Origin of the sequence: Caballeronia glathei (assembly GCF_000698595.1) — a bacterium.
In the GTDB taxonomy this organism is placed as follows: domain Bacteria; phylum Pseudomonadota; class Gammaproteobacteria; order Burkholderiales; family Burkholderiaceae; genus Caballeronia; species Caballeronia glathei.
This window is the reverse complement of record NZ_JFHC01000013.1, coordinates 1-14,232: the sequence shown is the minus strand read 5'-3', so window position 1 is coordinate 14,232 and position 14,232 is coordinate 1. Positions and strand designations below refer to the sequence as shown.

At 61.9% G+C, this 14,232-nt stretch carries 14 protein-coding genes; 3 read left to right on the top strand and 11 right to left on the bottom strand.

The window, feature by feature from the left end; all coding sequences use genetic code 11:
* Nucleotides 1–69: 69 nt before the first annotated feature.
* From BG61_RS11085 to BG61_RS11060, 6 genes are all read right to left on the bottom strand, one after another.
* Nucleotides 70–660, bottom strand: a complete 591-nt coding sequence (locus BG61_RS11085; protein WP_035938602.1) for a malonic semialdehyde reductase — start codon at nucleotides 658–660, stop codon at nucleotides 70–72.
* A gap of 154 nt (nucleotides 661–814) precedes the next feature.
* The gene (locus tag BG61_RS11080; protein ID WP_035938604.1) at nucleotides 815–2,368 is read right to left on the bottom strand and encodes a 4-hydroxyphenylacetate 3-hydroxylase family protein; all 1,554 of its coding nucleotides are present in this window, start codon (nucleotides 2,366–2,368) and stop codon (nucleotides 815–817) included.
* Between the two features lie 31 nt (nucleotides 2,369–2,399).
* On the bottom strand, nucleotides 2,400–2,984 hold the full coding sequence (locus BG61_RS11075; RefSeq protein WP_081868039.1) for a flavin reductase: 585 nt from the start codon (nucleotides 2,982–2,984) through the stop codon (nucleotides 2,400–2,402).
* Nucleotides 2,985–3,089: 105 nt separating this feature from the next.
* Nucleotides 3,090–3,536, bottom strand: coding sequence for an HPP family protein (locus tag BG61_RS39205; protein ID WP_052040587.1), 447 nt, complete (start codon nucleotides 3,534–3,536; stop codon nucleotides 3,090–3,092).
* 302 nt (nucleotides 3,537–3,838) lie between these two features.
* Complete coding sequence (locus BG61_RS11065; protein WP_063740973.1) at nucleotides 3,839–4,762, bottom strand: FAD synthetase family protein; 924 nt, start codon at nucleotides 4,760–4,762, stop codon at nucleotides 3,839–3,841.
* 173 nt (nucleotides 4,763–4,935) lie between these two features.
* Nucleotides 4,936–5,883: a LysR family transcriptional regulator gene (locus BG61_RS11060; RefSeq protein ID WP_035938605.1), complete on the bottom strand. Its 948-nt coding sequence runs from the start codon at nucleotides 5,881–5,883 to the stop codon at nucleotides 4,936–4,938.
* Between the two features lie 263 nt (nucleotides 5,884–6,146).
* Here BG61_RS11060 and BG61_RS11055 point away from each other — a divergent pair, with 263 nt between their 5' ends.
* Entirely contained in the window at nucleotides 6,147–6,977 is an 831-nt protein-coding gene (locus BG61_RS11055; RefSeq protein ID WP_035938607.1) for an intradiol ring-cleavage dioxygenase, read from the top strand.
* Between the two features lie 304 nt (nucleotides 6,978–7,281).
* The gene (locus BG61_RS11050) at nucleotides 7,282–8,274 is read left to right on the top strand and encodes a SphA family protein (RefSeq protein ID WP_232256413.1); all 993 of its coding nucleotides are present in this window, start codon (nucleotides 7,282–7,284) and stop codon (nucleotides 8,272–8,274) included.
* A 261-nt stretch (nucleotides 8,275–8,535) separates the two neighbouring features.
* On the opposite strand, the gene BG61_RS11045 is transcribed toward BG61_RS11050, so the two are convergent.
* Genes BG61_RS11045 through BG61_RS11035 form a run of 3 tightly spaced genes read right to left on the bottom strand, consistent with a single transcriptional unit; the run spans nucleotide 8,536 to nucleotide 11,179 of the window.
* Entirely contained in the window at nucleotides 8,536–9,237 is a 702-nt protein-coding gene (locus BG61_RS11045; protein WP_035938609.1) for a hypothetical protein, read from the bottom strand.
* Nucleotides 9,237–9,719 (bottom strand): glycoside hydrolase family 108 protein, encoded by a 483-nt coding sequence (locus tag BG61_RS11040; protein WP_035938611.1) that lies wholly within the window; start codon nucleotides 9,717–9,719, stop codon nucleotides 9,237–9,239. The genes BG61_RS11045 and BG61_RS11040 overlap by 1 nt, the downstream gene beginning before the upstream one ends.
* 50 nt (nucleotides 9,720–9,769) lie before the next feature.
* Nucleotides 9,770–11,179 carry a tetratricopeptide repeat protein gene (locus tag BG61_RS11035; protein ID WP_035938612.1) on the bottom strand — a complete coding sequence of 470 codons (1,410 nt, stop codon included), beginning with the start codon at nucleotides 11,177–11,179 and terminating at the stop codon, nucleotides 9,770–9,772.
* A gap of 268 nt (nucleotides 11,180–11,447) precedes the next feature.
* Between BG61_RS11035 and BG61_RS11030 the strand changes: the two genes are divergently transcribed.
* The gene (locus tag BG61_RS11030) at nucleotides 11,448–12,140 is read left to right on the top strand and encodes an aspartate/glutamate racemase family protein (protein ID WP_035938717.1); all 693 of its coding nucleotides are present in this window, start codon (nucleotides 11,448–11,450) and stop codon (nucleotides 12,138–12,140) included.
* Nucleotides 12,141–12,676: 536 nt separating this feature from the next.
* On the opposite strand, the gene BG61_RS39200 is transcribed toward BG61_RS11030, so the two are convergent.
* Nucleotides 12,677–13,519, bottom strand: a complete 843-nt coding sequence (locus BG61_RS39200) for a methyltransferase domain-containing protein (RefSeq protein ID WP_051672423.1) — start codon at nucleotides 13,517–13,519, stop codon at nucleotides 12,677–12,679.
* Between the two features lie 245 nt (nucleotides 13,520–13,764).
* Nucleotides 13,765–14,232: MFS transporter (locus tag BG61_RS11015; protein WP_035941656.1), on the bottom strand; the 468-nt coding region annotated here is incomplete at its 5' end.

Sequence of the window (14,232 nt, the reverse complement as noted above, 5' to 3'; positions counted from 1 at the left end):
CATCGGCGGCGAGGCGGTCCACGAGATCACGCAGCTTGCTCGAAAAGCCATGACGCTGCGTAAGCTCGTCTAAACGAGTCCGCACGCCTGCTCGAACGACAGGCGAGGGCTGCGCGCGAATATCTTCGCCGGATCCCCGTAGCCAATGCCGCAGATGAAGTTCGACTTGACCGAGGTGCCCGAAAAAAACGCAGCGTCGATTTTGGCGTGATCGAAGCCCGACATGGGACCGCAGTCCAGGCCGACAGCACGCGCGGCGGTGATCAGGTAGGCACCTTGCAGCGTACTGTTGCGAAACGCCGTGGTCTCGGCGAAAGCCTGCTTTCCTTCGCCTTCGAACCAGCCCTTGACGGCCGGATTATGCGGAAACAGCGAGGGCAGATGTTCAAAGAAGCGGGTGTCATAGCCGACGATCGCCACCACCGGTGCGCTCATGGTCTTCTCGACATTGCCCGGGCTGAGCGCTTCCTTCAGTTGCGTCCTGGCCTGCACGCTGCGCACGAACACGATTCGCGCCGGGGAACAGTTGACCGACGTCGGCCCCCATTTCATATGTTCGTAGATCTCCCGCAGTTGCTCATCGCCGACGGGCCTGGGGAGCCAGCCATTCTGGCTGCGGGCATTGCGAAAGACGGTATCGATGAAGTCATGGTTCGACATGTTCTGGCTTTTTCCTGAGATGAAATCAAAGTGTTTCCGTGATGCTGGGGCGAGCGGTGCTGCATCCCGCGTCAACGCTCGCGCACCTGACCAGCTCCGGACAGGTGGACGAATGCAAGACGCCGCCTTCCGGCCGCAGATATCACGCACGCAGTTAGTTCGCGAAGGCTTCAGTCAGCGCGCGTTGCTCCTGATGACGTGCCGAATCGAGGGCCTTGGCGTAGTCGGCCGTGGCCTTGTAGTCCGTCTGCTCGGCCTCCTCCAGTTCAATCCCGCAGACCTGGCGAGCCAGTTTGGCGTATGGTCCGGCGCCCGAAAACTCCGCCCGTTGCATCGTCAGGGTGCGAATGGCTTGCAGGGGCGTGCCATTGAAGTTCTCGAAGACGAACAGCCGGTTGCCCCAATCGGTCAGGAACAGGTCACGAATGACGCGGCCGATCTTCACACGATCGTGCGGCTTGCCAATCGGTCCGTTGTTCATTCGTTCAAACCACTCATTGAGCTTGCCATCGTTCCACTGCTTCTCGCTGGCGAAGATCAGCGCACTGCGGCCCGACAGGTCGATGAGCTCGTAGATCATCTCGGAGAACCGCTCCAGATAGAGGGCCCGGCCGAAGTCATAGATGAGAATATTTGGCTTGTAGTGGCCTCCCGGCGTATGGAAGCCAAGCTCCTCGCTGGCGATGACGTGGGCCAGCATCGCCTGATGGAAACCGACCAGCTTGGCCACGCGTGTCTGCACTGCGGGAATCTTGTTGGTCCCGATGTGCTCGGTGATCAGCACCGCCAGGCCGGCCATCAATTCGGCACGCACCATCTGGCGGATGAGGGCGTGGTAATGCAGCCAGTCAAAGACGCGCTGGGGATACAGCTTGGCGTGTTCCGAATTGCCGATGTGAAACACGTGTGTCCATGGGATGAAGACCTTGTCGAACACCGTCATGCCGTCGAGTTCATCGCCCTGCGAGGCCAGTGGATGCTCGGTTGCGTCCTCCTTGACCACGCTCTCCCGGCACACGATGGTCACGCCCTTCGTGTTGACCGGCGTGGCGGCAAAGATCACCTGCTCGCCCGGAATCCCCGGCCGGAAGAAGACGCCGATATGGATCCAGTCGGCAAATGCGACCCCGGTGCCGATCGCCTTCACCCCGTCGACCACAATGCCCTTCTCGTTCTTCTCGACGACGCGCAGGCCCGGCGACCTCTGTTGAGCGTCGGGGTTTGAGCGGTCCATCTGCGGGTCGACGAATTGCGGCGCGCAATTGAAATCGTGCTTCCTGGCAAACTTGACGAAATCGACAATGTTGCTTGCCCGCACGCGGCCCTCGGCACCGATGGTCTGCGTTTCCCACGGCTGCGGATCGTCGATGTAGGTCGCCAGAACATAGTTGTTGACGTCCGGCGTGCGAGGAAAGGACGCGCCAGCCAATTCGCGCATGATCGTTTCATGGTATTTGCGCTTCCTGCGCAGCTGCTCCTTGTCGCGATGACTGAACCATTGCATGGAGCGGCGCTCGCCGTCTTCGTCCACGTAGGTAAGAACGTCCTGCAGGTCCGGCCGGTGATGCAGGTCGTAGAAATCCGCATGCCGCTGCGCATAATCGCGGGTCTTGGGGTGGGTGGCGATGTTGTCGATCTTTTCGTTGCCTACCCATACATCGCGCCCGTCGTTGAGCGATTCCAGGTATTGCTTTCCGGTACGGATCATTGAATGTCTCCTAGGTGGAATGAAAGCCTGATTAAGACTCTGTGGGTTGTGTCGTTGCATACATGCGCTGGCAGTAAACCAGCGGATAGCCATCCTCGGCCTGAACCGTCGCTACCACGCGTGCGAGAAAAATGCTGTGCGTGCCGACTTCCATGGCACTGACCACCTGGCAGTCAAGCGACACCAGGGCGTCCTTGCAGGAAGGCGCACCGGTGGCAAGGGCCGCCCATTGACCAGGCGCAAAACGCTCCTCCATCGGGACGGCGCCGACGCCTGCAAAGAGCTGAGACACGCTACTCTGCGCGGCACTCAGCCAGTTCACGGTCAGCACGCCGTTGGCCTTGATGATGCCGTTGGCAAAGCTCTTCCGGTTGACGCAGACCAGCACGGTGGGTGGGGTATCGGATACGGAACACACGGCGGAGCACGTCACTCCTGCCGTGCCGCTCGGCCCGCTCGTCGCGATGACGGTCACCGGGGTCACCGCCCGCGAGAGCGCTTCCCGGAACTCCTGGGGTGTGACGCATCCCGGCTGCAACTCCGGTCCGTGCGATGCGAACTCGCCGATGAACGTTTCGGGATCGCGTACCGGTTTGCGCGCTTGAGGCTGCAACATGACAAGTCTCCTTGTTCAGATTTGTCTCCACCTGATGCTGGCAGGTGGTTGAACGCATTATTGGCTGACCTATTTATTTTTTCTACGGACGGCGCGACATAGAGACTATTCCACGGAGTGATGCGCCCTGCCCTTTGCGATCCGCTTCATGATGGATTGCGCGATGACGGTCAATCCCAGCCCGACACCAAGCACCGTGGCCGTTTCTGGCAAGGGCGCCGTCGAAAGACAAACACACGCGGGCGTAGCGCCGGCTGGCGAGTGAAGACAGTCGAGCGTCAGCATCAGCGCAAAAGTAATGCAGGTGGCGGCAACGATGGCAACGCCTTCGTGCGGCACGAGGGATCGCATGAAGGCTGCGACAGCGAAAGCGCACAGATGGCCGCCAATCATGTTCCTCGTTCTCGCCATCGGTGATTCCGGCTGCCCAAACGCAATGACGCAACTGCCGGCGAGAGGAGCAAACCAGATCCAGCCCCCGTGACAAACGATGATCCAATAGGCCAGCGCGATGACGCAGCAAAACACACACAGGACTCTAAAACTGTCCATTCGCGACTTTGGGAAGGGTGCAGGCATGCGAAGATTTTCTCGGCGAGAGGATGGAAAGGCGCAGGGCATCCGGAATGTGCCGGCTGGCGCCACTCAGAGAATGAAACCCGAACCGAGATCACAATCGGTGACATTGCTCTGGTGAGTGACGCAGACAAGAACACCGCGTCGCTTGAGCGCGCCTTCGCCGTCGGCTACGTGTGCGCCAACAGCCTGAAATGCGTGTCCGATGCGGTCGTGCCAAGACGCGGCGGTTCTGCCCCTTATGCAAGGTGCTGCTGCGCGGGCCTCGGAGCGCTCCGTTACGACGCGGCGTGAGCGACTATGGCACCGTTGCACAGGTCCGGCGAGGACAGCGCCGGGTCGGCCGTACGACCGCCCCGGGAATCGCTTGCCCGCCCCAAAAACCGGAGAGTCATGAGCTCGCCGAAACTGACCGCAAGGCCCTCCGCTGTCACCAGCCGGACCGATCGCCCTTTGGCGACGCGATCTTCACCTACCTGGAGTATCGCGGGCGTCCAGGGCGCGGCGGTTCCCTTTTTCCTCACCGCGCCTGCGTAGTGGTCGGCAGCAGGAGTACACATCCCATCCGGCAAGACGACATCGATCGGATCGCTGATCGTTTGCGCGGAACGGGTAATGACACCGGTCAATTCATGCGGACGTTCGAGCAGGACCGCCGCACTCGTGACATCGCCGATCTGAATGAGGCGCCGGGTTTCGCTCGATGAGCAGTGGTTGAGACTCGTATCGAACGAGGTGCGCAGCGGCACCGGATGCACCGCGAAGCCGAGTTTCGCGCCGAGGGCTCGCAGATGGCTCACGTCGCCCTGGCGGCGCCGGCCACACATGAAGTTCTCGCCAACGACCAGCGCGCGGATGCCGAGGCGCCGCACAAGCGTGTCCTTGACGAAGTCGTCTGCCGTTTGCTCGCCTCTGCTTCTATCAAAAGGCAGAACGAGGCAGTAGTCCAGCGCGCTCGTCGCCGAGAGCAACTCCATGCGATCGGCGAGACTCGACAACAACGGCGGAGCGGAGTCGGGACGGAGCACGGCACGCGGATGCGGATCGAACGTCACCAGTACCGTCGGCACCCCATGGTTCTGCCCGATCTCGCGCAAACGTTGCAGGACGCGTCGATGCCCGCGATGAACGCCGTCGAACATGCCGATCGACACGACGGCGGCCGGTGACACGGGTCCGCTTGCCTCAGTGATGATTTTCATGTGCCTGTCGCCCTTTGTTTTGCCAGTAGCCGACTCGCGAAGGGGCGGCCCGGACGGCTGTGTCCGCGCCCAACGACGACCCTTGGCAAATCCTATGAGCCGCAGTGGCGGGCGTCCATGGCTGGACAGAAATGGGCGCTATAACCGTTTGTCATCGAGCGATCAGGCGCCTGTCAGTCAGGCCGCGATGCGTCTGGCCGAAAAAACAGTTCGCGGAAGACAGACCGGATCCACTGATTGCCGGGCTCCCGATGGACCCGGTCATGCCAGTACTGCGCGATTTCCAGTTTCGGCAGTTCGATGGGCAACTGGACCAACCGGAGATGGAGGTCCTGGGCTATGGCTTCTGCAAGCGTGCGCGGCATCGTCACGACGACATCCGAGTGCTTTGCGATGTGCGCCGCGGCCGCGAACATGGGGACCCGGCAGACAATGTTTTCGCGAGGCACCACGGCCTCGATGATGCGCTCCGCCGCCAGGTGCTCGTGGCCGGTGCCGACCGCGGACACGAGCACATGTTTTTCACTGGCGAAGGCCTCGGCGCTGGGCGAAGGCCCCAGACGCGGATGATCGTCACTGACGACGGCAAGGTAAGACTCAGTCCATAACGGCTGCCGCCGGATGCCCTGGGTGAGCGTCGGAAACGAACCGATAGCAAGATCCACGAGACCCGATTCCAGCCATAGATCGAGGTGTTGGGCGTCGCAGTTCACCGCCTGCACATGAACGGTGGGGGCATGCGTGCGCAGGAAATTGATCAAGGCCGGCAGCATGCTCACCGCGCCCGCATCGACGATGAAGAAGCGGAACACGCGACTGGACGTTCTCGGATCGAACGCGACATGCTCCGAGCGCAGTGTGCGCATCCGCTCGAGGATGGCCCGGACAGGCTCCGCCAGTTCGAGCGCCTTCGGCGTCGGCTCCATGCGCAGCGCGACCCGCACGAACAGCGGATCGCCGAAATACTGGCGAAGGCGTGCGAGCGTTTTGCTGAGCGCGGGCTGCGTCAGGTTGAGGACGCGCGCGGCCTTGGTCAGGCTACATTCGGTCAGCAGAACGTCGAGGACCTGCAGGTGGTTCAGGCTCAGTTCGTCATCATTCCGTTGAGGAATAGTGTCCATGACCGCTCGTCAGTAGTAAAGAAATTCCGTCTAGCCTAGTCTATTTTCAACCCGGGACGTTAATAACGTTCAGAACGCATTCCCACGGGCAACACGTCGGCGACGCGGGCCGGCAACCGGTGTGGGTTGACTGACGGGGATCCGGCGAAGGTCCCGGCGAAGCGGCGCGCCGGTCGCTCGGGCCAGCGCACGCGCCTGTCCAGGCGGGGCCTCAGGGTGACGTAGCGAACTGACCCGCATAAGATAACCTAGGGAATACGAAGATGCGCAATCTCAATCAACACACGATCACGAAGGCTGTCATCGAACGCCTCGCAGACACGCAGGATGAGCGTCTCAAGGAAATCATGACGAGTCTGGTGCAGCATCTGCACGCGTTCGCACGCGAGGTCGAGCTGACCGAGGACGAGTGGTTCAAAGGAATCCAGTACCTCACTGCCACCGGCCAGATGTGCGACGACAAGCGTCAGGAGTTCATCTTGCTAAGCGACGTGCTCGGCTTGTCAATGCTCACCGTGGCCATGAACAACGACAAACCCGCCGGATGCACCGAGGCCACAGTGTTCGGCCCGTTCCACGTGGACGGCGCGCCGCATTACGCGGATGGCGATGATGTGGCCAATGGCGCCGCCGGCATTCCTTGCCGTGTACGAGGCACGGTCAAGGGTCTGAATGGCGAGCCGGTCGCCGGTGCGGTCATCGAAGTTTGGCAGGCCGACGCGCAAGGCAACTATGACGTGCAGTACCCGGGCCTGGACGAGCCGCAGGCACGCGGCGTACTGAAGTCCGGCCCCGACGGGCGTTTTCATTTCAGGACTATCGTCGCCGAGGCCTATCCGATCCCTTCCGACGGCACGGTGGGCGAACTGCTGCGCGCCACCGGACGCCATCCCTGGCGGCCCGCCCATCTTCACTTCATGATCAAGGCGCCGCGCTACGAAACACTTGTCACCCACGTTTTCCGCAAAGGCGATCAGTACCTGGATTCCGACGCCGTGTTCGGCGTGCGCGAATCACTGGTGGGGGACTGGCTCGCGCAACCCGATGGCAGCTATACGCTGGACTTCGACTTCGTACTTAATCCCGGCAAGTAAAGAGCAACTAGACAGGCAACGCCTCCGTCGCATTCGTGGCGCACGGCCGCGCGGTCGTGCGGCGGGCGGGTGTTCGCCCGGCGACGTCGCGCACGGCCCAAATCGGGGGACGGCCAGTGCAAGTCACGGCGGCCGGGAGCATGCGCGGCCCGAAAAGGCAAAGCTGGCATCGCCTGCGCATGACGGGACCACATGAAGCATATCGAACGTCTTCGTCGGACGGATTGACGTCCCTGCCGGCATGAACACCGCTGGCACAGCGGCAATTCCGTTTGTCCGCGGGCGACCATCGAGGAGACCGTTTGTGAACAAGCAGCTTGCCGTGGAGCCATTGCCGAAACATGCCGTGCGTGCTTCGCTGCCGCCACTAAGCCTCAAACTGGCGGTCATCGCGACGCTTGCAATGGGCAGCATCGACGTGCTTGCCACCGAAGGCGGGGGGAATTCGTATCCGATAGGTGTCGAGACGAACTTCAACGCCGGCATGATGCTGCCTGAGGGGTTGCATACGTTTCTCTACTACCAGTACTACACGGCCTCACAACTGAAGGACAACAACGGCAACGACAACCCACGGGTGGCATCCTTCAAGGTTCAGGCCAATGCAGTTGCGGTGCGGTTGTCTTTCGTCTGGCCAGGCGTGAGGATTTTCGGCGCCAACATCGAGACACGGCTCATCCAGGCGTATTCCATGACGGACCTCACACTCGATATCGCGCGTCCCCCGCCCCTGAGTCCGCTCGACAAGGGGGGCCACGGATCGGGCCTGGCGGACACGGTACTGGTTCCGATCATTCTTGGCTGGCACAGCCAGACATACCACCAGACGGTGGGTGTGGACACTCATCTGGCGACTGGCGCATACAACGCGAGCGCGGCCGTGAACATCGGCCGGAACTACTACCAGGTGGCACCTTTCTATGCGCTGACGTGGTTTCCGACTGACAAGCTCGATATAAGTGCGAAGTTTCGCTATGGCTTCAATACCAGAAATCAGACCACGAACTACCAGTCCGGCGACGAGGCGACGATCGAGTTCAGTGTCGGCTATCGCGTGACGCCGGCTTTCGCGGCGGGCGTCAATGGTTATATCTACCGGCAGACCACAGACGACAAGCAGAACGGCGTGGTCGTCAACGGCAATGGCAATCGAGGCCGTGTGGACGCGCTGGGGCCTTATTTCCGTTACAGCTTTACGCCGAAGATCGCCGTGGCAGTGAAGCTGCAGCAAGAATTCCATGCGCGCAACCGGCCCCAAGGAACGCGCGTGTGGGCACAGGCCAGTTTGCCGTTTTGAGGACTATTTGCTGTCGTACAGGCACGAAGAGGACAATCGCTCGCGGCCCTTGCGATCCACGTAGGGCTCATTCCAGTTCGAAGCCAAAATTGCCGTGAACCATGGACTCGACAAGGTGCGTTTCGTCGCCCCCGTGAAAACGGGAGCGCAATTGCACAACCGTGTGATGTTGCCGACCACCAGAACGGGACATCAGGAAAGCGTTCACCAACGGCCGGTGCGCGCGACAGCACATCGCGCACCGGCCAGCCCAACCTCGGATCAGGATCCGCCGGTGAAGATCGGTCCCTGCCCGCCTGGCGCAAACGCCGGGAACATGTCGGCGTGAGGCGCGCTCTCTCCGGCATGCGGCCGGGGCGTCGGTGCCGGTGGCGCCGCCGGTTCCCGCAGCGTGACCGCACTGTCCGCGGTGATCGGTACACTAGGCTTGGCGAGCAGCTCCGTCTTTCTCATCGAACCCGCCGACGTGCCGAAGTAATAGCCGATGATGCTGATCCACGCCGTGCCGAGCGCGCCGATCACCACGTTCACCAAATCGCGGTTTTCGTGAGGCAAGGCCCTCAACGCCATCAGCAGCAGGATGCCGAAGAAGCCGCCGGTCACCGCCATCGCGAGGACCTTGGGTACCCAGTCCCTGTTGGCAATCCCCATCGCGCGCGCATCGGCCCTGTCGCCTGCCTGGATGCGCGCCATGTCGGTCTCATACGCAAGACGGGCCTGCGCTGCGGTCACCACCAGCTGCTGCAACTGCACCGCGTTGGCGCCTTCGGCCTGTCTGAGCTTGTCGAGTGCCGTCGGGTCGTTCAGCGCGGTCTCGATCGCCTGCGGATCGTTGGGCGTGCCCAGCGTATGGGAAATGATCGCGGCGGCGGCCGTCACACCCAGCCCGATCGGGCCGCCTATCAGGCCGGCAAGCAAAGGGGCCGTGCTGCCGATCCTTGACGCTACTTTTGACCAGTCCATCATGCTGCTCCCAGGAGAAGGTTGGTTGCCATACGGTCCGTCCATCCGCGGCTGAAAGTGGGCCACGTATGCAGGTTTCGCAGATACCGAAGCCGATACGCCACAAATCGCAGGACAAATCTCATCGGGTCCGCGCTCTTGACCGCGGCCAGCGTGTCCGGGCCGAAATTGCCGTCTTCCTGAGCGCCGCACGCCTTCTGCATCCACAACACCACGAGGCCGCCGTTATAGTTCGCGTCGAATATCTGGAAGGCGACCCGTGGATCGAGCTCATCCAGATGCAGCGGGTCCCAGTATTTTTCCTTGGCGATCTGCTTTGCGGTTTCGAGCGGCAGGTCCTTCATCGCGCCGGCATAACCGAAGCTACGCGCAACGCGTGCCGTCACGCCCCACATCGTTTCGCCGCCGGGGTCCGCGGGATGGAAGGAATATCCTCCTTCGCTTCCGATCAGGGCCCTGAACGCATCGTCGAAGCTGTTCATTTACCGTCTCCTTGCTGCTACGTGATACTGCTAAACAAAATGCCTTTGCGCTAAGCCGTCAGCATCGCGGTCCATCCGATCGGGCTTTGTGCTGCTTCTGGCTGACGTCTTCCGGGCGGATTCGAATGTGGACGGCGCGCCGCATCCGGAGCCGGCGTATCGGAACGCCTGACCTCCTGATACTCCTTGCCAAGCCGCGCGATATGGTCTTCGTGCGGCGAGCGCACGGCCTTGTCGAGTTTCGATGCCTGCGCATACCGGCGGGCGGCTTCGCTCACCTCGCCAAGGAGTTCGAGTGCACGGCCCCACCCCGCATACGACGGCGCCAGATCCGGGCGAAGCGATACGGCCTGAGAGAACTTTGCGATCGCATCGTTGTAGCGCCCGACCGCGATAAGCGCCTCACCCCAGTCGTGCAGCGTGTAGACCGAGTCCGGCTGCATGCGGTCGGCCTCCCCGAAAGCCTTCAGCGCCTCCGGATAACGATGCGCATGCAGCAACACGTCGCCGAGCAGCCGCAGGTTCTCGGCGGTTCTCGATGATTTCCTGGCACCCGCCCTGAGTTGCTCCAGGGCGTCGTCGATTCGGTGCTGCTGCTCGAGTGCAATGCCGAGGCTGGCCCGCAGGATCGCCGAGTCCCCGTAGCGGCGCAGCGCATCGCGGCTCTGCGCTTCCGCCTCTTTCGCGAGGCCCTGGCTGACCAGCAACCACGCCTTGCCTGCCTCCGCCCATTCGCTCTGCTTCGAAGCCGGCAGCGCAAGCACTTCATCGTAGATGCCGACGATCTCACCGTAGTTGCATTGCGCGAGCGAGCATTTCGTCTTCTGCACTTCTGTGAACAGATGGCTGGCCAGTATGTTCGGCTCGGCAAGCCGCATCGCCTGCGCGGCGATATCGCGCACGAACCTGTCCATGTCGCGTCCCGCAAACGGCACCTCGCCCTGGCGCGAGCGGAACACACCGCCTTCTATCTGCACGTGCGCCACGTAGGAATCCGCGGCATCGCCAAGCTTCGTGATGCCGATATGAACGACCACGTCCTTCCGGTCGACGACGTCTTTCAGAAAGCGCACGGTTGTCGCATAGGACAGGTCCTGACCGGGAATCTGGATATCGGGCTGCGCTTCGCTCACGGTCAGCGCGTCGTGGGGAATAGATCCGGCGTCGCGCCCGATCACCCGCATCTCGGACATGATCCTTTCGGCGAGGAAACTGGACGTGTAGCCGCGTTCGGCCAGAGACGGCGGCGTTTCCACGGGCGGCACCAGCAGCTGTTGCCTGAGCACGCCCTGCACGACGAGATAGCAGAACGCGAGAGTCAGGCTTCCCAGCAGCCACGGAAGCACGTAGGGCAATAACGTTTTGGGCGCACCGCAGATCACCCCTAAGGCACGCAGCCATGAGATGGCGCGCGACCCGTTGCTGCTTGCACTACTGGCTTGTTGCTGAGCACTGGACATGACACACCTCGCACCGCCCGATGTTGGTCAATAGACGACTCTTGACGGCGTCAAATAATGCATCGACCGTGCCATGTACCCCTGCGCCTTTACTGGCGGCGGTATGGACGTTTCGTGCCAGCATGGAAATCTGAAATGTGTTGTTCGCCAGCCAACGCTTTTCGACAGAAAGTTCGGTCGCGGAAAACATCGCACCGAATGGAGGCGCAGCACGTGTACTGCTATATTGGCTGCGGCTCGACAGCGCGGCACGCGCAAGGAAGATGAAATGAAGACGATTGGACTGATCGGCGGCATGAGCTGGGAATCGTCGGCTGAGTATTACCGCCTGATCAACGTGGACATGAAATCGCGGCTGGGTGGCCACCATAACGCGCGCAGCGTGATGGTCACGGTCAGCTTCGAGGAGATCAAGACGCTGCAGCATGCGCAACGCTGGGATGAGCTCGGCGAGCACATGACGCAGGCGGCGCTGCAGGTGCAGACCGCGGGGGCGGAGTTCGTCCTGCTCTGCACGAACACCATGCATCGCGTGGCGCCGGCGCTGGAAGCGGCGCTCGACGTTCCGCTCCTGCATATCGTCGACCCCACCGCGCAGGCACTGCGCGACGCGGGCGTGCGCCGCGTCGGGCTGCTGGGCACGGCCTTCACGATGGAGCAGGATTTTTACCGAGGCCGCATGCAGGAGCGGCACGGCATCGAAGTGGTGGTGCCGCAGGCGCAGGAGCGCGCGCTGGTGCACCAGGTGATCTACGACGAGCTTTGCCACGGCATCGTGCGCGACGCGTCACGCGATGCCTACCGGCTCATCATCGACAACATGCGGGCGCAGGGTGTGGGTGGCGTGATTCTCGGCTGCACGGAGATCGCCCTCCTGATTTCGCAGGAAGATGTGACGCTGCCGGTCTTCGACACCACTGCACTGCACGCGCAGGCGGCGGTTACGCGGGCACTGGAATAGATGCGGGCATCATCCGTCCATCGCGCCCGATGAACCGGGCGCGGGCCCGTGGTTCGATGAAGCGATAGCCGTGCGGCAACACGAGATGGCCTCACGAAGATCCTCCGCGCCGCTATCTGGCGAGAATCGCTGCCTCGACTTGATCGACCGCGGAGAACTGTCCAAGGAAGCCCAGCCGCGTATCGAGTTTGCGCATGAGCGGCTCGCTCACGGTCACCTGAGGCAGCGCCGACGGTCGCGTGTCAGCAGAGGAAGCGCTTTCGCCGCGTGAGTGGACGAACCATCCAAACCCTATAGCCGCCGTCGCAAGTCCGGCAATCACCCACCCCGTGACCGACGACCGATTAACGGAACTTCTGCTGCTGTCTTCCCGTGCCTGGCCGCTTTCCAACTGTGTCTTCGCATCCACTCGCTTTCACCTTCGATAATCTGCTACCTGCTCCATTCAGGCCGACCGCGCCTCAGGAGCAGTCTTCATCGTTCCACGGCGACCGTTACATGACTAAAGGCGTCGCCCTGATGACGCCCCATGTTCGTTAGTCGAGGCGCCGCCCGATAGTTGTATAGAAGTTGCAGGAGGCAAAGAACTGTCCGTTCGCCGACGCGCGTTCGAGCTTGTCCACATACTCGTTCGCTTCCTGCTCCGACATGACACCGGCTTTCGGCAACAGCGTGCGAAACGTGGGAAGGCTGGAGGCCCAGAAATCGGCTCGGCCGATATCGGCGGCGACATAGGCCCGAGACCACTCGAGCCGAAAGCCGTTTTCGTTGAACTGCCGGGGCATCATGCGCATCACTCTGCCCTGGGTGTGCCCTGACACTCCCAGCAGCCGGTCCGTCCCGGCGCCGCCATCAGGCGCGTCCGTCGCATACGTGAGCGACTCGAAGTCGCCATCGAAGACAACGACCCGGCCGTCCGGGCGAAGCAGACGCTGAGCTTCCCGAAGCACCGTCGCGGGGTCGACGACATGACTCAACAGCGTGTGCATGATGACGACGTCGAACCTGCCTTGCGGTTCAACGATCGAATGCGCGTCCCCGACCAGGAAATCGATCTTGTCGGCGACGCCTTCTTTGGATGCGAGGCGTGCTCCCATTTCGACCAGGTGCGCACTAATGTCGATTGCGGTGATGCGCTCCTTGATATCGCAGCGCTTCGCGAGTGCGCGCGCGATCACCCCGGTGCCACAGCCCAAGTCCAGTATCGACTCGTTCCGGCTCAGGGCCAGTACGTCCATGTAGTCGTTAATGACCTGGTCGAAGAACCGGTGCCTTCCTCGCGCTTCCAGTCTTGCCGCAATTGAAGCAAGGGACACTTCGTCGGCATCGAAAGTTCTGGCGTAGACGTCCCGTCCCGTAAAGTCTGCCTGTTTGCTCATTATCTAATCATCTTCCATTGGGTAACAAGAAGGTTCACAGCGCCGCTACGCCTGCAGCGCTGGTTGACCGCGCTGAGACGACCGGGCGCGCAGGCAGGGAACGCATGAACCGGACGCTTCATGCCGCCTGCCTTAGCTGTCATGCCGGGGACAAACTGGAAGCGAATCGATTCGATTCACTATTCGGGTCCTGCTAGTGGGGCTGCCCGCGAGCTTTCCCGGAGAAAGGCGAACAGCCCATCGGGTCACGTGGCCCGCGGTGGGCTATTTCGCCTGTCGAGGTTGCCGGCCGGCTCCGGGCCGCGTCCGCTTTCACGATAGCGATACGCGGCCTCGGACAGCACAAAAGCGACCGCAATCAGGCCCGCGCCAACGATGCTCAGGTAATGCCGATCGATGAACAACAACATCAGCCCGCCGAGCACGGCCGAGCAGGCAAGCCCGGTATAGGTGGCGGTGTTGTTCAGGGCGAGTACCAGCGGTGCTGCGTGCGGCGCGATTTCCACCAGCCGGTGCTGCTGCGGCACGATGAGGCCCCATCCACATATCCCCCAGATCGTCAGGGCAATGGCAGCGCTCATCACATGGATGGAGGTCCACGGCAAAGCGCAAAAATTGACGATGGCAATCCACAGGGCCACGTTGACGATCGTGCGACTGGGGAAGCGATCGACCAGCCGGCCGCACAGCACGTTTCCAATCGTCCCGGCGAT